The organism is Streptomyces sp. NPDC050636, assembly GCF_040654775.1.
Classification (GTDB): Bacteria; Actinomycetota; Actinomycetes; order Streptomycetales; family Streptomycetaceae; genus Streptomyces.
On sequence record NZ_JBFAIP010000027.1, the window covers coordinates 15483 to 32878 of the forward strand.

Genomic DNA, 17396 nt, shown 5'->3' on the forward strand with positions numbered 1-17396 from the left:
CATGTGCGTGTCCGGGCGAGTGCCCCCCTCCGGGCCGCTTGCGCCCGCCCTCCCCAGCCGACGCCGGGAGGTGCCCCCACCGACCACCACCCCTGCGGGGGACTCCTCCGGACCCGCTTGCGCCCGCCCGTCGCCCGACCGCCACCCCCCATCGAGGCCCTTCGGGCCGCTTGCACTCGATGCGCCCGAGTGCTAATCATTGCGTTAGCACTCTCCCAGTGAGAGTGACAGATATGGACCGACTCGGTGAGGTCGGCAGGCCGGTGGGGCAAGGAACCGCAGGCTCGCAGACCGTCCGTCGCGGGCGCCAGCGCGGTCCGGAGCAATCCACCCCTGTCCGGGAGGACCACTTCACATGGCCAAGATCATCGCGTTCGACGAGGAGGCACGGCGCGGTCTCGAGCGCGGGATGAACCAGCTCGCCGACGCCGTCAAGGTCACCCTCGGCCCCAAGGGCCGTAACGTCGTCCTCGAGAAGAAGTGGGGCGCCCCCACGATCACCAACGATGGTGTTTCCATCGCCAAGGAGATCGAGCTCGAGGACCCGTACGAGAAGATCGGCGCCGAGCTGGTCAAGGAGGTCGCGAAGAAGACGGACGACGTCGCCGGTGACGGCACGACGACCGCGACCGTCCTGGCGCAGGCGCTGGTCCGCGAGGGCCTGCGCAACGTCGCCGCCGGCGCCAACCCGATGGCCCTCAAGCGCGGCATCGAGAAGGCCGTCGAGGCCGTCTCCGCCGCCCTGCTGGAGCAGGCCAAGGACGTGGAGACCAAGGAGCAGATCGCTTCGACCGCCTCCATCTCCGCCGCTGACACCCAGATCGGCGAGCTCATCGCCGAGGCCATGGACAAGGTCGGCAAGGAAGGCGTCATCACCGTCGAGGAGTCCCAGACCTTCGGTCTGGAGCTGGAGCTCACCGAGGGTATGCGCTTCGACAAGGGCTACATCTCGGCGTACTTCGCCACCGACATGGAGCGTATGGAGGCGTCGCTCGACGACCCGTACATCCTGATCGTCAACTCCAAGATCGGCAACGTCAAGGACCTGCTGCCGCTCCTGGAGAAGGTCATGCAGTCCGGCAAGCCGCTGCTGATCATCGCCGAGGACGTCGAGGGCGAGGCCCTGTCGACCCTGGTCGTCAACAAGATCCGTGGCACCTTCAAGTCCGTTGCCGTCAAGGCCCCGGGCTTCGGTGACCGCCGCAAGGCCATGCTCGGCGACATCGCCATCCTCACCGGTGGCACCGTCATCTCCGAGGAGGTCGGCCTCAAGCTGGAGAACGCCGGTCTCGACCTGCTGGGCCGCGCCCGCAAGGTCGTCATCACCAAGGACGAGACCACCATCGTCGACGGTGCCGGTGACAGCGAGCAGGTCCAGGGCCGGGTCAACCAGATCCGCGCCGAGATCGAGAACTCGGACTCGGACTACGACCGCGAGAAGCTCCAGGAGCGTCTGGCGAAGCTGGCCGGCGGCGTGGCCGTCATCAAGGCCGGTGCCGCCACCGAGGTCGAGCTCAAGGAGCGCAAGCACCGCATCGAGGACGCCGTTCGCAACGCGAAGGCGGCCGTCGAGGAGGGCATCGTCGCCGGTGGCGGCGTGGCCCTGCTGCAGGCTTCGCAGGTCTTCGAGAAGCTGGAGCTCGAGGGTGACGAGGCGACCGGTGCCGCCGCTGTGAAGCTGGCCCTGGAGGCCCCGCTGAAGCAGATCTCCGTGAACGCCGGCCTTGAGGGTGGCGTCATCGTGGAGAAGGTGCGCAACCTGACCCCGGGTCACGGTCTGAACGCCGCGAACGGCGAGTACGTCGACATGATCGCCGAGGGCATCATCGACCCGGCGAAGGTCACGCGTTCCGCGCTGCAGAACGCCGCGTCCATCGCTGCGCTGTTCCTCACCACCGAGGCCGTCATCGCCGACAAGCCGGAGAAGGCCGCCGCGGCCGCTCCGGGCGGCATGCCGGGCGGTGACATGGACTTCTGATCCTCCGGATCAGACTGCTGATCCTCCGGGATCACTTGTCCGCACGTTCGTCGGGGCGGCACCCTCCTCCCAGGGGGTGCCGCCCCGGCGGCGTTTCGGTGTCTGGCAGGGCGCTCATCAGCGCGCTCACCAGTGCGTTCATCAGTGCGTTCATCAGTGCGTTCATTGCATGGTGATGGGCCGTCAGGTTCGCTCTGCGGCGAGGGGATCGAGGGCGGAAGGTTCTCGCTCGGAGCGGGTCGCTGTCAGCTGTTGTGCTCGTCCGGGGACCTGGCGGGCGCGGGCAGGGCCGGGTTGGGGGTGAGGATGCGGCGCAGGATGGCCTCGACCTCGGTGCGCGTGGGCGGCGTGGAGTTGGCCAGGGCGTGCAGGCTGATGCCGTTGAGCGCGGCGGCGGCCGCGGCGGCGGTGTCCGGGTCGGTGTAGTGGGACAGGGCCCGGAGGGACAGCTGGGTGTGCTGGTCGGCGATCGGGCGCAGTGCGGGACGGCGCAGTGCGGCGAGGTAGAGCTCGAACTCCATGACCTGCTGGTCGCGTTGGGCGCCCGTCCCCGGCAGGATGGCGTCGGTGAGCAGTACGGCGCACTGGTCGGGGGTGAGTGCGGGGCGTCGGGCGACCCAGTCGTCGAGGTAGGCGGCGAAGCGGTCGACGGACCGCTGCAGGGCGGCGGCGATGAGGTCGTCCTTCGTGGCGAAGTGGTACGTCGTCGCCCCGAGCGGGACTCCGGCTTCCGCGGCGACGGCGCGATGCGTCAGGCCTTCGATACCTCGGGCGGCGATGACCCGTTCGGTGGCCGCGGTGATCTCCTCGATCCGCCGCTCGGGATCGCGGCGGCGCCGGGCGGGCGGCTGGTCAGCGGCCATGCGGGAACTCCAGACGGTGACGATATAAGTTCAGAATAGTACGGCAGTGTCGTACGGGGTGGTGGGGTGGACCGGGGGTGCCGACTGGGTAGTTCCGTTGATTCCCCCTCTCTCCGTGGCGACCTCCGTGGCAGATGTGGCTGGATATAGGTCCGGGAATGTCCTAATTGCACCTTCTCTGGGGTTTCAGTACAGTACTCATGTACCAATTCAGAGCGAGGCACGTGCGTGTGCTCAAACGACGAGCGTGCCGCAGTAGAGGAACGGTGACCCCATGACCAGCGCATCCACTCCGTCCGCGAACTCTCCGACCGCCAACGGCCCGGCCGTCGGCAAGATCTCGTCGTACGCCTTCTGGGGCCACGACGGCAGGGCGCTCGCCGACTTCTATGCCGGGGCTCTGGGCTGGCAGGTGGTCCAGGAGTTCCCCGACGAGCACGGCGTTCCCGTCGCGTTCATGGTCACCGACGCCGACCGGACCACGACGTACGTCTTCTACACCGCGAAGAACTTCACCGCGCCGAACTGGCCGGCCGAGGAGCTGCCCTTCCACCTCGACCTGGCCTTCGACGACATCGAGGCGGCCGAACGGCGGCTGGTGGAACTCGGCGCGACCAAGCCCGAGCACCAGCCCGGCGGCGAGCAGTGGACGGTCCTGCTGGACCCCTCGGGCCAGCCCTTCTGCGTCAGCCGCTCCTGGGGCTGATCGCCCGACGGCTACGTCATCGGCGGCAACGCGAAGCCGGGGCCGGCGGCCGGCGAGATGGGCAAGTACGCCGGAGCCGGCGTCGTGGCCGCCGCCTTCACGGTCGTACCGGTTCGGCCCGGTCGGAGTTCGTGCCGGATTTCGGGTCGGGGTTGCTGTCGGCGGCGGCGTTCGGGGCGGCGGCGTTGGTGGTGGCGTTCGTGGGCTCCGGGGTGGCGTTGAGGTCTGTGAGCATTTGCCTGCTGAAGCCGAAGAAGTAGGTGGCGAGGAAGCCGGCGAGGTAGCCGACGGCCAGGCCGAGGGCGTAGACGACGATGGTCGTGACGATGCTCTGGTTGCCCTTGACCAGTGGGAACAGGGCCCAGCCGGAGGGGCCGATGGCGGTGGAGCCGACGGCGTCGCCCAGTTGGTTGAACAGGCCGACGAAGCCGCCGCCGAAGGCGCCCCCGATGCAGGCGGTGATGAACGGGCGGCCGAGGGGGAGTGAGACGCCGTAGATCAGTGGCTCGCCGACCCCCAGAAAGCCGGTGGGCAGAGCGGACTTGATCGTCGTACGGATCGAGCCGTTGCGGGGGAGGCGCACGTAGACGGCGATGGCGGCGCCGACCTGGCCCGCGCCGGCCATGGCGAGGATCGGGAGCAGGACGGTGTACCCCTGCTGCTCGATGAGGGTGGTGTGGATGGGGATGAGGGCCTGGTGGAGGCCCAGCATGACGAGGGGGAGGAAGAGGCCGCCCAGGATGAAGCCGGCGAACGCGCCGCCGTGTGCGAGGAGCCAGTTGGCGAAGCTGCCGATCGCGGTGGCGACCTCACCGGCGGCGTACATCAAGCCGAAGAGGGTGACCAGGCCGGTGATCAGGACCGTGAGGGTGGGGGTGAGGAGGACGTCCAGCGCCCCCGGGACTGCCTTGCGGCACTGCTTCTCCACCTGGACGGCGAGCAGCGCGGCGGCCAGTGCGCCGAGGACGCCGCCCTGTCCGGGGGAGAGCTGCTGGCCGAAGGCGGTGATGTCCGCGACGCCCGGGAAGACGATGACCGCGGCGACCGCGCCGCCGAGGACCGGCGTACCGCCGAATTCCTTGGCGGTGTTGTAGCCGACGAAGACGGCGATGAGTGACATGAAGCCGGAGGCGATGGCGGCAAGTGCGGGGACGGCCGAGGGCAGCCAGCCGAGGTTGGTCAGCAGGCCGTTGATGCCGGCGACGATGCCGCAGCCGATCAGGGCCGGGATCAGCGGGACGAAGATGTTGGCGATCCGGCGGAGGAAGAGCTTGACCGGGGTGGCGTTCCTGGCCTTCTGCCGGGCCTTCAGGGCGGAGCCCTGGGTGGCGAGGTCATCTGCGGTGGTCTGCCCGGTGGCCGCGGTGGCCGCGGTGGCGGGCTGACTGCTGCCCGTTCCCGCGTTCGGTTCGGGGGCGGTGGTGCGGGCCTCCGCGACCAGGCGCTCGAACTCGGGGGTGACCCGGGCGACCGTCCCGGGGCCCAGCACGATCTGGTACGTGTCGTCCTCGACCACGCCCATGACGCCCGGCAGCGCCTTGAGGGCGTCGTCCTGCACCAGGGACCGGTCCTGGAGGCCAAGGCGGAGCCGGGTCATGCAGTGGGCGATGGATGTCAGGTTGGAGGCGCCGCCGACGAGGGGGAGGATCGCGGCGGCGGTGGCACGGTTCTTGTCTTCGGTCATATGCGGTGCCTTGCTGTGCGGACAACGACGGGGCGGGCCGGGTCAGTTCTTCTCCGCGGCCTGGAGGGCGGCGCGGAGATGGCCCTGGGATTCGGCGAGGAGGCGGGCGGCGGTGGGAGCGTCGACCTCGCCCAGGAGGGTGAGGATGGCGTTCTTCACCTCCCCGTCCGTCGCGGCCAGCGCGGATTCGATCTCCGAGTCGGTGGCGCCGGTGGCCAGGGCGACGATGCGGCGGGAGCGGGCGCGCAGCTTTTCGTTGGAGGCGCGGACGTCGACCATCAGGTTCCCGTAGGTCTTGCCCAGCCGGATCATGGTGATGGTCGAGAGCATGTTGAGCACCAGCTTCTGGGCGGTGCCGGCCTTCAGACGGGTGGAGCCGGTCAGCAGCTCGGGGCCGACGACGACCTCGATGCCGTGCTCGGCGGCCGCGGCGAGCTCCGAACCGGCGTTGCAGGACAGGCCGATGGTCAGCGCGCCCAGGGCGCGGGCGTGCTCTACGGCCCCGATGGCGTAGGGAGTGCGGCCGGAGGCGGAGATGCCGACGACGGTGTCCCGGTCGTTGAGGCCGATCGAGGCGAGGTCCTCGGCGGCGAACGCCTTGCTGTCCTCGGCGCCCTCGACGGCGGTGACCATCGCGGACGGGCCGCCCGCGATCAGCCCCAGCACCTCGGAGGGGTCGGTGTTGAACGTCGGCGGGCACTCGCTCGCGTCCAGCACCCCGAGCCGTCCCGCCGTGCCGGCGCCTGCGTAGATCAGCCGGCCGCCGTGGGACATCCGGGCGGCGATGGCGTCGATGGCGGCGGCGATCAGCGGGAGCTGCTGGGCGACGGCGGCGGGGACGGTGGCGTCCTCGCCGTTCATCGTGCGGGCGATCTCCAGGGTGGAGCGGTGGTCGATATCGGCGAGCTCGGGCCGGAACGCCTCGGTGGTGAGGGTGTCCAGCTGGGCCCGCAGGTGGGCGTAGTCGGCGGTGGAAGTCATGGCGTGACGGCTCTTTCCGACATGGAGTGACGGCTCTTTTCCGGGACGTACGGATCTGTACGGCGTGTGCGACGCAGGGACTGCGGGTGCGGGGCGGGCACCAGCGGGGTGGTCAGCGGGGGCGCGGGGAGTGGCGGTGCGCCAGGGCCTCGTACGACGCGGACAGGGCGGGCGCCGCGGTCTCGTACGTGCGCTGTGCGACGCCTATGAACAGGCAGTCCACGACGAGGAGTTGACTGGTCCTGGACGACATCGCGGCCGGTCGCAGCTCGCTCTCTCGGGCGGTGGAAGTGGTCAGGATGTGGTCGGCGTACGACGCGATCTCGCCGTCCGGGCGGCCGGTGATCGCGATGGTCGTCGCGCCGTGGTCGAAGGCGACCCGCAGGGGCTCTATGACGTCGGTGGTCCGCCCGGAGTGGGTGATCGCGATGGCGACATCGCCGGTCCGCATCTGCACGGCGTTCGTCACGGCGAGGTGCGGGTCGGAGTGCGCGTGCGCGATCAGGCCGATGCGCAGCAGCTTCTGGGCGAGGTCCTGGCCGACGAGGTTGGAGGCCCCTATGCCGTACACATCGATGCGGCGGGCGCTGGAAAGTGCGCCGACGGCCGCCTCCAGCTGGGTGACATCCAGCCCGGCCGCGGTGTCGGCGAGACACTGTTGCTCTTCCTGCGCGAGCTTCGCGACGACGTCGACGAGGGAGTCGTCGACCGCTATGTCCGCGGTCACGGCGGGCGCGCCGCCGGCCGCCTGCTGCGCGGCCAGCGCGGCGAGCGCGAGGCGCAGATCACGATAGCCCGGGTAGCCGAGCAGACGGGAGGTCCGCACGACGGTGGCTTCGCTGGTGCCGGTGCGCTCCGCGAGGCCGGTGACGGTGAGGGCGGCGCAGCCGGCCGGATCGCCCGCGACGGCCTCCGCGACCCGCTGCATGGAGCGGGTCATCGTCGGCGCGAGGGTGCGGACCTTGGCGGCCAGCGCGGCGGGCGCGGGCGGGGCCGGTGCGGGTCGGGTGTCGAGGGGGACGTCGCTGAAAGTTTCCTTCACGCTGCTGCTCACATCTGAAAAGTAATTTCAGCGACGGCCCGCGTCAATACCCTGCGTGAGGACCTGTGGACAAGTCGCGCGGCCGGACCGGCCTGTGGACAACGGTGCGGCGGTGTCCGCGTTCCGCGCGACAATGGACGGCATGGAGCTGGAACAGGCACTGCATGCCGCGCGGGCCCTTGTGCTCGCCGACCTGGTGGCGGACGACGTCGCCGACGCCGGCATCGTCTCGCTCGTCGAGGACGCGGTCGTCCACCGCCGATGGTGGGTCGAGCAGTGGCCTGAGGGTGCGGCATTCGTGGCCGGGCTGGTAGCGCAGGACGTCCAGGACGCACTCCTGGAGCGGTACGGCCGCTGGCCGCTGTGCCCCGTGTGCACCACGTCCGGCGACCCCCACGCGCTCGATGTGGAGCCGGAGTTGGGGCCCGATCCGCACTGGGTCTGCCCCAAGACCGCAGTCGCGGTGGCCCGCGTCGGCAAGCTCCGAGAGCCCGTGGAAAGCTGACGTGACGTTCTCGTGGCGATCTATATCGATCCGCCCACCTGGCCGGGGCACGGCCGTATGTGGTCGCATCTGATCAGCGATGTCTCCTTCGACGAACTGCACCGCTTCGCGGCCGGCATCGGCGCGCCCCGGCGGGCCTTCGAGCGCGACCACTACGACCTCCCCGCGGAGCGGTACGGAGACGCGGTGCGCGCCGGAGCGGTGGAGGTCGGCAGCAAGGAACTGCTGCGCCGGCTGACGGCCGGGGGCCTGCGCCGACCCAAGCACCGCGCGGTGCCCGGGACGTAACCGCGCGGCCCCGCTCGCCCTCCCGGGGCGTACCGGCGCGCCGCCGCCTTCGGGCCGGGGACGCGCCAGCACCATGGGCCCTGACGGCGTGCGCACCGAAAGGGGACAGTCTTGTCAGCCAAGGAACCGGTCACCGAGCTCCACCCGGGCTACAGCAGCGAGGGTGCCACGGCGACCGCATGGGCCACGGCCGTCGGCGGAATGGCCGAGGCGGAGATCTTCTGGCTGAGCACGGTCCGGCCCGACGGCCGCCCGCATGTCACTCCGCTGCTCGCCGTATGGGCGGACGGCGCGCTGCACTTCTGCACCGGCCCGGACGAGCGCAAGGCCAAGAACCTCGCGGCCAACGCGCACTGCGCGCTGACCACGTCCACGGCCGGCGGCAACGACCTGCACGCCGGCCTGGACGTGATCGTCGAGGGCGATGCGGTCCCGGTCGAGGACGAGACGACGCTGCGCGGGCTGGCCGATCTCTACGCCGCCAAGTACGGCAGCGACTGGCAGTTCGAGGTACGCGACGGCGCGTTCTACGGGGACGGCAACCGGGCCGTGGTCTTCCGGGTCGAGCCCGCCACGGCCTTCGGCTTCGGCCGGGGCGAAACATACAGCCAGACCCGGTGGAGCTTCGACGGCCGGGCATGAGCCGGTGCACGCGGCCGTCTCGCAGAGACCTGCCGCGTCCCCTGTGAGCGCCCCGCCCCCGGGTCAGTGCTGCTCGGCGCCCTCCGGAGCGCGCGTGACGGCCGTCGATGACGCGACGAGCCGGGAGTGGTTCGTCGCACGGTGCAGCCGGAACGCGAGGGCGGTGGTGCCGACGGCCACCGCCGCCAGCGCCGCGCCGGTCCATGCCACGGACGGGTAGCCCCAGCCCGCGCCGATGACCAGGCCGCCCAGCCAGGGGCCGAGGGTGTTGCCGATGTTGAAGGCGGCGGTCGTGGTCGCGCCGGCCAGCGTCGGCGCGGCGTTGGCCACATTGAACATCCGGGCGTTCAGCGCCGGGGCCGTGGCGAAGGCCGTGACACCGAGCATCAGAGAGAGCGCGACCGCGGCGACCGGGCTCTGCGAGGTCAGTGCCAGGACGGCCAGCACGATGGTGGACGCGGAGATCCCCACGAACAGCGTCCTGAAGAGGTGCGCATCGGCGAACCGGCCGCCGATGAAGGTACCGATCAGCGCGCCCACACCGAAGAGCGCGAGCACCGTCGGCACCCAGCTCTCGGCGAGCCCCGCGGTGTCGGTCAGCATCGGCGACAGGTACGAGAAGAGCGCGAAGACCGCCGCGCCGTTCATGGCGGTGGCGGTCAGCGCCAGCCAGACCTGCTTGTCCCGGTAGATGGTCAGCTCGCGGCGCAGCTGCGGCCGGTCGTCGCCGGTCGGCACGGCCGTGAACGGCACCAGCGCGATCACCCCGACCAGGCCGATCGCGGCCAGGCCGGCCACCGCCCAGAACGCCGCGCGCCAGCCCGCGTGCTGTCCGAGCAGCGCACCTGCCGGGACACCCGCGATGTTCGCGATGCTCAGCCCGCCGACCATGACGGCCATCGCGCGGGCCCGTGCGGTCACCGGCACCAGCGAGACGGCGACCGCCGCGCCGACCGCCCAGAATCCGGCGCAGGCCAGCGCACTCACCACCCGCGAGGCGAACAACACGCCGTACGAAGGCGCCACCGCGCCGGCCACCTGCCCCAGTCCGAAGATCGCAAGCAGGGTGATCAGCGTCGTACGGCGCGGCAGCCGCAGCGTGGCCGCGGCCAGGACGGGGGCGCCGACCACCATGCCGATCGCGAACGCCGAGACCAGCAGCCCGGCCTGCGGAATGGAAACCTGCAGGTCACGGGCGAGCGGCTGGAGAATGCCGGAGAGCATGAACTCACTCGTACCGAGCGCGAAGACGGACAGGCCGAGGATGTACACGGCTATGGGCATGCGGGCGCGATCGGTAGGAGCTGGCATGACAGTCACCAACAGCAGCAGGACGTCCGACATTCCCGGTGCGGGATGTGGTGGTGGGTGACCTTGCCCATATCGTCGCGGTGGTGCCCTCGCCGGGGCAGGAGCCCCGGCCGCCCATGGCCCGTGGCACCCGCCGCTCAGCCGCTCAGCAGGTCCAGTTCGGTGGTGAGGTTGCGGCGTGCGGTGTGCTCCCACTGGTCGTAGCCCATCGGGGTCCTGAACAGGCGGGGCAGGGCAAGGAGATGCCGTAGTACGGCGGACCGCCCGGCGGTGAAATCGGGGTCGGGCACGAACGCGTACTCGTCGCGGACCGCGGCGGCATAGGCCGCGTAGCTGTCGGGCGAACCGGCGAGCACGGCGAGGTCGGCGTCGCAGAGCACATCGCCGTCACGGTCGTCGGGTGCCGGGTCGTGGGTGACCGTGAGCCGCACCAGACGGGCGACCTCGGCCGTACGGGCCGGGCCGACGCCCAGCTCGGGCAGGGCGCGTTCGGCGAGGGCCGCGCTGCGCTCCTCGTTCTCGGAGCGGTCCGGGCGGTAGACCGCGTCGTGGAACCAGGCCGCCAGCTGGACGACGGGCAGATCATCGGCGTAGTAGGCCAGTTCATCGATGCGGTGCAGGACTGCCGTCAGATGGGCGACCGTGTGATAGCGCCGCTGCGGCTCGCTCCACCTCGCCAGGAGGTTGTCCGCATACGGGGCGGGATCGGGGCGCGCGGTGCCCTCACGGGCCGCGGGGCCACGGGCTTCGGCCACGGTGGCGGCCCAGCGTCTGCGCAGGTCCTGGGCCGGGTCGGCAGCATCCACCGCAGGGGACACGGGAGTCATACGAATCATTGTGCCTGGGGAAAACTCGAACGGGCGGCGGCGGCAGGAAGCTAGCCTGCCAGCCATATCGTCACGATCACGCACGATGAGGGAATGACGGGGGTGCCGCCGGGCCGGATCACGGCAGACCACGTCACGCGAGGCCGCCCCCCTCACTCACCTCACTTCACGGTGCGCACATCACGTCTGGGGGCGGTCCCGGCACGAGAGGGCGTCGATCGTCTCGACGCGCGGCTTGTAGTCGGTCTCCCAGTTGGCGTTGGCCTTCGGGATGGACGGTAGTGACGTCGAGAAGTCGGCGCTCCAGGTGTTGTCGGTCAAGTAGTCGCGCAGGGCGTCGCGCAGCCGTCGACAGTCCGCTCGGTGGCCCTTGTTCATCGCGACTCCGTAGTGGTTGGCGGAGCCGAAGGTGATGCGGGGCACGACCTTGAGATCGGGATTCTCCTGGGTGAATCCGTAAAGGATCATCTGGTCGGTGGAGACGGCGTCCGCGACCTCGTCCTTGAGGTCTTTGATGCACATGGAGGCGTCCGGGGCTTCATAGACATCGATTCCGTCATACGCCGGACCCTGGAGCGTGGTGGCGGAGGTGGTGCCGGGCCAGGTGCAGACGTGTTTGCCGGAGAGGTCGCCGGGTTTGCGGATCCGGTCGTCGTTCCGGCGGACCATGACGCCCTGGTAGGTGGATGCGTACGGACCCACGAAGTCCAGTGTCTTCATCCGGTCGACGGTGATCGAGAACGTCGCGACGACCAGGTCCTTCGATTTCTTGGTGAGCACGGTGCTGCGGTCCTCCGACGGGACGATCCCGAAGTCCGGCTCGGCGCCGACGTCTTTGAGGAGCTGCTTGGCGACGGTGATGTCGAAGCCGGAGAACTTGTAGGTGCGGACGACGCCGGTGCCGGGCTGGTCGTTCTTCGCGCCGACGGACACCTTGCCGTCCGCGAACAGCGACGGCGGCTCGGAGGCGCCGCATGCGGTCGCGGTGACGGCGCCGAGCGCGAGCAGGGCGGCGGCGGGGAGGGTGCGGGGGTGGTGGGGGCGGGGGCCCCCGGAGTCGCGGTTGCCGTGCGTGGGGCGGCCTGATGCCGCAGCCGTTGCAGCCGTCGCCGTCGTTGCTGGTGTCCCTGTCCCTGTCCCTGTCGCTGTTGTTGTCATGGGGTCCCCGTTCTTGATGTCCGGACGCGGCGCTGCCGTCCTCCGTGCCGCTTGTTCCGTGCCGCGTTGCTCTGTGTTGCATTGCTCTGTGCCGCGTTGTTTCTGTGTTGCGTTCGTTGTTCGGTGCCGCCTCGCTCGGTGCGTGTGACTCCGTGACGCGTGACTCGGTGCGCGTGACTCGGTGCCGTGTGACTCCGTGCTGCGTCACGGGTCGTGATCACTTGTCGTGCAGGACCGCGCCCGTCGCCTGGACGTCCATGCGGCAGCCGCGGGCGGTGTGCAGCTTGAGGTGGATCCGTACGGTGCTCGCCCGCGCGCCCAGGGCGAGGTCGACGGTGCCGCCGGGGCGGATCTTCTCCTGCTGGGCCGCGACGCCGGAGGACAGGAGGGAGACGGTGGCGGTGGTGTCCGCGAGGCAGGTGGGGCCGGCCGGGTCGTGATCGTCGATGGCCAGCGTCAGCCGCAGGGCGTTACGCGGTTCCTTCAGGGCGGGTGCGTCGAGGCGGAGGGTGAGGGCGTCGTTCGCGCCGTCGTCCAGCGGCTGTCTGCCCTCCGTCCGTATCTGGCCCGTCACATCGATCTCGCCGTGTGCCTCGATGTTCTGGAACGCCAGCCAGCCGCCGACGGTGGTCAGTACGGAGACGAGCGAGAGGGCGCCGACGACCCAGGCGTCGCGCGGCCGCCGGAGGAGTACACGGGCGGCGGCCGTGACGAGGGACAGTCCGGCCAGGACGAACCACGGGGCGTACTGGCCCGTCGGCCCCTTCGGCTGCCGGCTCCCGGCGATCACCAGCGCGGCGCAGGCCAGCAGGAGGGGCAGCCAGCGCGCGCTGGGGTGCATCACCCACCGGATGAACACGTTCTTGATGTCGTTGGCGGCGATGGAGTGGGGGCCGTGCGCCGTCGGACTGTTGTGGATGTCGCCGCCGTCCCCGGGGCGAGCCCCATTCATGCGCCGTCCTGGGTGTGGCCGCTGCCCCCCATGTGGATGTTGCCGTGGATCTCGACGGCCGCGATGGAGTTTTGGCCGGTCGCGGTGGGGGCGTTGTGGACGGTGGTCACGCCGGCGGAGGAGGCGAGCCGGGTGACGTGATCCACCAGGTGGGAGGCGTCGCGCTGGCCGGCGGGGCCCTGCAGCCAGGCGGTCACCGCGGCGGAGAGCAGCAGGCGTTCCTGGTCGTCGAGGCGGGCGAGGAGCTCATCGAGGGCGTCGGCGCGCTGTGCGTCGAGGAGCGGCTGCGCGGTGCCGTGGGGGCCCGTGCCGTCGTCGGCGGTGCCGCGGTGCAGGAGCCGGCGGAAGAAGCCCTCGCCGGCCGTCACGGTGCGCTCGGCGATCCGCTGCTGCGCGGCGGTGATCACGGAGGTGCCCAGGCTGTTCGCGGCCAGGGCGAGATAGGGAGCGATCTCGGCGGACACGGTCGCCAGTTCGGACATCCGGCTCTCCCAACGCTCATGGGTCACGGGCAAACTGCCGCAACGCCCTTACGGGAAAGGCGTGTTACCCATGTGGGCCGTGTTCCACACCCGCACCATTGTGGGGTTTCGCGCCGGGCGGAGGGGATGCCGCGGAGGGCCTGGTGGGCGTTTCGGTCGGTTGGTGGCCGTGTCCGGCGGCGATATGGCTCCCGGAACGCTCACCAGCCCTTACGCTGGATATTGGACTAGACCTGTCGTCGCCTCGTCAAGGATTGGGGTCACATGAGCAAGCGCGCACTCCTGGAGGTGATCGCGCTCGGCCCGGAGGACGCGGTCGCCGCCCAGGCCGGCGGAGCCGACCGTCTGGAGCTGGTCACCGATATGGCGGCCGACGGGCTCACGCCGTCCCGGACCGCCTTCGCGGCGATCCGGGCCGCCGTCGACATCCCGCTGCGGGTGATGCTGCGGGCCGCCGACGGCTTCGCGGCCGGCGATGTGGCGGCGCTGTGCGAGGACGCGGCGGCGCTGCGGGCGGAGGGCGCGGACGAGTTCGTACTCGGTTTCCTGACCCCGGACGGACGGCCGGATCTCGACGCCGTACGCGCGCTGGCCGAGGTGATCGACGGCTGCCGCTGGACCTTCCACCGGGCCATCGACCGGGCCGCCGACCGGGACGCGCTGCGCAAGGAGCTGGCCGGGCTGACGGAGCCGGCGGGACCGGGCGGGCCGGCCGGCCGCTCCGGGGTCGCGGCCGGTCTCGACACGATCCTGACCGCCGGTTCCGTGAACGGCGTGGACGAGGGGCTGCCGACGCTGCTGGCCGAGCAGGCCCGTACGGCGGCGGGCGAGCCCGGGTACGCACCCCGCATCCTGGTCGGCGGCGGACTCGGGCTCGGCCATCTGCCGGCGCTGCGCGCGGCCGGCCTCGACGCGTTCCACATCGGGGGCGCGGCCCGCCCCGCCGGGTGGTCCGCTCCGGTGGACACGGCCGCGGTGCGGGAGTGGCGGGAGGTGCTGGACGGGGTGGTGGCGGTGTAGCGGGGCGACGCAGGGTGCGGCGGGGCGGTGGCGCACGGGGGGCCGCGGGGGTGAGTACCCGGGGCTCAGCGCACCGGGGACTCAGCCCGCCGGTGGCTCCGCCCCTAGTGGCACAGGTCCCGAGTTGCCCCGCTCCCCAGCGGCCCCGCTCCCCAGTGGCCCCGCTCGCGAGGCCACCTCCTGAAGTCCCTTGAGGGGCAGGCTGGTCAGGCTTCGCCCAGCTGCTCCGGCAGGCCCGCCGCATGGACCACCGTCAGCCCGGAGACCGGCCGGGTCAGGCACACGTACAGGCGGCGCAGGCCGGTGCGCTCGTCCGGCTCGCCGTCCACGATCGCCGCCGGCTCGTCCAGCACCACGTAGTCGTACTCCAGACCCTTGGCGAGCGTGGCGGGCACCAGCGTCAGCCGGGACTCCGCGGAGGTCTCCTCGCCGGGCGCCAGACAGCTCACGCCCGCCTCCTCCAGGGCCGTGCGCAGCGCCGGGATACGGGCCTCGGCCGCGATCAGGCCGATCGAGCCCTCCTTCGTCAGCGCTTCGTCGCAGGCCGCGAGGACGGCGGCGGCCAGACCGTCCGGCGTGACCTGGCGGACCTCGAAGTCGCCCGCGGACTCACGGATCGAGGTGGCTTCCGTCAGATCGGGGGCGATGGCCCGCAGCAGCCGGGACGCGTACGCGATGACCTCGCGCGGCACACGGAAGCCCTGCGTCAGCTCCTCGATGGCCGAGCCCGGCTTGCCCAGGTGGGCCAGCGCCTCCTCCCAAGTATGCGTTGCCCAGGGGGTCGTGCCCTGTGCGATGTCCCCGAGGATCGTCGCCGAACCCGTGGTGCAGCGGCGGCCCACCGCGCGGTACTGCATGGGGGAGAGGTCCTGCGCCTCGTCCAGGACCACATGGCCCAGGGAGTGCGTGCGCGCGACCAGGTCCATCGCCTCGTCGATCAACACCGCGTCCGCGGCGGACCACTTGGCGCTCTTCACGCTCCGGGCCGGCTTGGCCCAGAGGATCACCTTCTGCTCGTCGGGCGTCAGGATCCCGTCCGCCTGCTCGGCCAGGAAATCGGCGTCGCACAGCAGCCGCAGCACCAGCTTCGCCGGATCGACCGGCGGCCACACCGCCTTGACCGCGGCCTTCACAGCGGCATTACGGGCCACCGCGTCCTGCACCCGGTCGTCCGGTGCCTCGCCCGCCTGCTCCATGCGTACCAGTACGGCATGCGCGATCCGCTGCGGCAGCGCGTCGCGCGCCGCGCCGTAGCGGATCTCACGGTCCATCAACTCCCGCACGATCTCTTCGAGTTCATATGCGGGGACGCGCCAGCGCCGGGAACCCCGGACGACCACGCAGGGCTCCTGCGGCATGGCGATGTGCGAGCGGACGGCGCGCCGCAGCACCTCCGCCATCCGGGCGTCGCCCTTGACCGTCGCCGCGGCCGCCTCGTCCGTGCCGCGCACCTCCACATGCCCGACGAGGTCGTCGACCGTGGCCTGTTTGACCTCCAGCTCGCCCAGGGCCGGCAGCACCTGCTCGATGTAGTGGAGGAAGGACCGGTTCGGGCCGATCACGAGAGTGCCGGAACGGGCCAGCCGCTCCCGGTGCGCGTACAGCAGATACGCGACACGGTGCAGGCCGACCGCGGTCTTCCCGGTGCCCGGCGCCCCCTGGACGCAGACCGAGCCCCCGATCCCGGCGCGAACGATCTCGTCCTGCTCCGGCTGGATGGTGGCGACGATGTCCCGCATCGGGCCGACGCGCGGGCGCTCGATCTCCGACTGGAGGAGCCGGCTTGCGTGTTCCGCCTCGGCGGGGTCGGTGAGGTGTTCGTCCTCGTACGCGGTCAACTCGCCGCCGGTGTAACCGAATCGGCGGCGCAGCTTCAGATCCATCGGGTCCTTCTTGGAGGCCCGGTAGAACGGCTGGGACACGGGCGCGCGCCAGTCGATGACCATCGGGTCGCCGTCGGCGTCGTGGACGTGGCGCCGCCCGATGTAGAAGTTCTCTCCCGCTGCGCCTTCCGCGAGGCCGACGCCGGGCGCGTGCAGATAGTCCAGGCGGCCGAAGAAGAGCGGAGTGTGGGAGAGGTCGGCGAGCGCCTTGATGCGGGCGTCGATCTCGCCCTGGAGGACCTCGGCGTTGACCCAGTTCGCGGTGACGTCGGCGATGTTGAGCGCTTCGGCGTCCTCGCGCATGGCGCGGAGGGCGGAACGGGAGGCGGCGAGGTGCGAGCGTTCGCGTTGGAGCGGATCGTCCCCTGGCTGATGTCGGTCGTGGGCGTGCGAGGGCACGGCGTTGCCTCCGGTGGGATGTCACTACGGTGTGAAGCGAAGGGCCGGCCGGTTTCCGTCCGGTCGGCGGCACTCCTCGACGGGAGGCAGGGCAGACGCGCGATTGTAGTCAGCGGCTGTCAGGGGCGCCAACGGATATTCGGCGGCAGGACATGAGCCGGGTATCGGCGCTGCGGCGGCCGTACTCGGGATGGACATCCCGTAGCCCCTGTCCGTCTCCCGTAGGGGTCGTATAAACCCGGGGTCTGACTCCCGGCCGACGGGATATGGACCCAGGGACCGATGTGCGGCAATCGCGTGAAATCCATGATGGAGACATGAGCAGCGCAGCGATTCCTTCAGCCTCCATGCACCCTCCGATCAAGGGCGCCACCGCCCTCGGCCCGGTCCCCGGCCGCGGTCATGGCACGAAGCGTCCCGACGAGCACCGCTATCTGGTGGGCAACGCCCTCCGCGCGGTCAAGGTCTTCGTCACGGCGGCCTTCAGCGTCGCCATCCTGGGCGAGTACGCCGACGATGACGACCGGCCCCCTGCACCGACCCAGCGATCCACACCCACCGAGCGATCCACACCCACCCAGCGGCCCGCGTAGACCCGCCGACCCTACTGCCCCACGCCGACCCCTACCGCCCCACGCCGGTACCCGCCGCCCCACGCCGGCAGACGCCGCCCCC

Annotated in this window: 18 protein-coding genes; 7 read left to right on the forward strand and 11 right to left on the reverse strand. The window is 71.0% G+C overall.

Translation table 11 applies throughout. The features are described 5' to 3' along the window. The first annotated feature begins 355 nt into the window (after positions 1–355). Positions 356–1978 carry a chaperonin GroEL gene (groL, locus tag AB0I10_RS20825; RefSeq protein WP_363154005.1) on the forward strand — a complete coding sequence of 541 codons (1623 nt, stop codon included), beginning with the start codon at positions 356–358 and terminating at the stop codon, positions 1976–1978. A gap of 31 nt (positions 1979–2009) precedes the next feature. Here the strand turns inward: groL and AB0I10_RS20830 are convergent, their stop codons facing one another. After that, on the reverse strand, positions 2010–2144 hold the full coding sequence (locus tag AB0I10_RS20830; RefSeq protein ID WP_363154006.1) for a hypothetical protein: 135 nt from the start codon (positions 2142–2144) through the stop codon (positions 2010–2012). Positions 2145–2223: 79 nt separating this feature from the next. Continuing rightward, entirely contained in the window at positions 2224–2841 is a 618-nt protein-coding gene (locus AB0I10_RS20835) for a TetR family transcriptional regulator (RefSeq protein ID WP_363154007.1), read from the reverse strand. A gap of 274 nt (positions 2842–3115) precedes the next feature. Here AB0I10_RS20835 and AB0I10_RS20840 point away from each other — a divergent pair, with 274 nt between their 5' ends. After that, a complete protein-coding gene (locus AB0I10_RS20840; protein WP_363154008.1) occupies positions 3116–3547 on the forward strand; it encodes a VOC family protein in 432 nt (143 codons plus the stop codon). 97 nt (positions 3548–3644) lie between these two features. Here the strand turns inward: AB0I10_RS20840 and AB0I10_RS20845 are convergent, their stop codons facing one another. The 3 genes from AB0I10_RS20845 to AB0I10_RS20855 all read right to left on the reverse strand — a co-directional run bounded on the left by AB0I10_RS20845 (position 3645) and on the right by AB0I10_RS20855 (position 7266). Next, positions 3645–5231: a PTS transporter subunit EIIC gene (locus tag AB0I10_RS20845; RefSeq protein ID WP_363154009.1), complete on the reverse strand. Its 1587-nt coding sequence runs from the start codon at positions 5229–5231 to the stop codon at positions 3645–3647. 42 nt (positions 5232–5273) lie between these two features. Then, the gene (murQ, locus tag AB0I10_RS20850) at positions 5274–6212 is read right to left on the reverse strand and encodes an N-acetylmuramic acid 6-phosphate etherase (RefSeq protein ID WP_363154010.1); all 939 of its coding nucleotides are present in this window, start codon (positions 6210–6212) and stop codon (positions 5274–5276) included. A gap of 112 nt (positions 6213–6324) precedes the next feature. Beyond that, on the reverse strand, positions 6325–7266 hold the full coding sequence (locus AB0I10_RS20855; RefSeq protein WP_363154011.1) for a MurR/RpiR family transcriptional regulator: 942 nt from the start codon (positions 7264–7266) through the stop codon (positions 6325–6327). A 121-nt stretch (positions 7267–7387) separates the two neighbouring features. On the opposite strand from AB0I10_RS20855, the gene AB0I10_RS20860 reads away from it, so the two are divergent. From AB0I10_RS20860 to AB0I10_RS20870, 3 genes are all read left to right on the forward strand, one after another. Then, a complete protein-coding gene (locus AB0I10_RS20860) occupies positions 7388–7759 on the forward strand; it encodes a hypothetical protein (protein ID WP_363154074.1) in 372 nt (123 codons plus the stop codon). A 12-nt stretch (positions 7760–7771) separates the two neighbouring features. Next, the gene (locus AB0I10_RS20865; RefSeq protein ID WP_363154012.1) at positions 7772–8047 is read left to right on the forward strand and encodes a DUF4031 domain-containing protein; all 276 of its coding nucleotides are present in this window, start codon (positions 7772–7774) and stop codon (positions 8045–8047) included. A gap of 111 nt (positions 8048–8158) precedes the next feature. Beyond that, positions 8159–8689, forward strand: a complete 531-nt coding sequence (locus tag AB0I10_RS20870) for a pyridoxamine 5'-phosphate oxidase family protein (protein ID WP_363154013.1) — start codon at positions 8159–8161, stop codon at positions 8687–8689. A gap of 63 nt (positions 8690–8752) precedes the next feature. Here the strand turns inward: AB0I10_RS20870 and AB0I10_RS20875 are convergent, their stop codons facing one another. From AB0I10_RS20875 to AB0I10_RS20895, 5 genes are all read right to left on the reverse strand, one after another. Beyond that, complete coding sequence (locus AB0I10_RS20875; protein WP_363154014.1) at positions 8753–9973, reverse strand: Cmx/CmrA family chloramphenicol efflux MFS transporter; 1221 nt, start codon at positions 9971–9973, stop codon at positions 8753–8755. A gap of 164 nt (positions 9974–10137) precedes the next feature. Continuing rightward, complete coding sequence (locus tag AB0I10_RS20880) at positions 10138–10827, reverse strand: hypothetical protein (RefSeq protein WP_363154015.1); 690 nt, start codon at positions 10825–10827, stop codon at positions 10138–10140. A gap of 180 nt (positions 10828–11007) precedes the next feature. Continuing rightward, positions 11008–11985 (reverse strand): transporter substrate-binding domain-containing protein, encoded by a 978-nt coding sequence (locus AB0I10_RS20885; protein ID WP_363154016.1) that lies wholly within the window; start codon positions 11983–11985, stop codon positions 11008–11010. 217 nt (positions 11986–12202) lie between these two features. Beyond that, entirely contained in the window at positions 12203–12937 is a 735-nt protein-coding gene (locus tag AB0I10_RS20890; protein WP_363154017.1) for a hypothetical protein, read from the reverse strand. Then, positions 12934–13446 carry a hypothetical protein gene (locus tag AB0I10_RS20895; protein WP_363154018.1) on the reverse strand — a complete coding sequence of 171 codons (513 nt, stop codon included), beginning with the start codon at positions 13444–13446 and terminating at the stop codon, positions 12934–12936. The genes AB0I10_RS20890 and AB0I10_RS20895 overlap by 4 nt, the downstream gene beginning before the upstream one ends. A 237-nt stretch (positions 13447–13683) precedes the next feature. Between AB0I10_RS20895 and AB0I10_RS20900 the strand changes: the two genes are divergently transcribed. Beyond that, a complete protein-coding gene (locus tag AB0I10_RS20900) occupies positions 13684–14439 on the forward strand; it encodes a copper homeostasis protein CutC (RefSeq protein ID WP_363154019.1) in 756 nt (251 codons plus the stop codon). Between the two features lie 206 nt (positions 14440–14645). Here AB0I10_RS20900 and AB0I10_RS20905 read toward each other — a convergent pair whose 3' ends face one another. Then, complete coding sequence (locus AB0I10_RS20905; protein ID WP_363154020.1) at positions 14646–16721, reverse strand: AAA family ATPase; 2076 nt, start codon at positions 16719–16721, stop codon at positions 14646–14648. A gap of 317 nt (positions 16722–17038) precedes the next feature. On the opposite strand from AB0I10_RS20905, the gene AB0I10_RS20910 reads away from it, so the two are divergent. Continuing rightward, positions 17039–17314 carry a hypothetical protein gene (locus AB0I10_RS20910; protein WP_363154021.1) on the forward strand — a complete coding sequence of 92 codons (276 nt, stop codon included), beginning with the start codon at positions 17039–17041 and terminating at the stop codon, positions 17312–17314. The last annotated feature ends 82 nt before the right edge of the window (positions 17315–17396 follow it).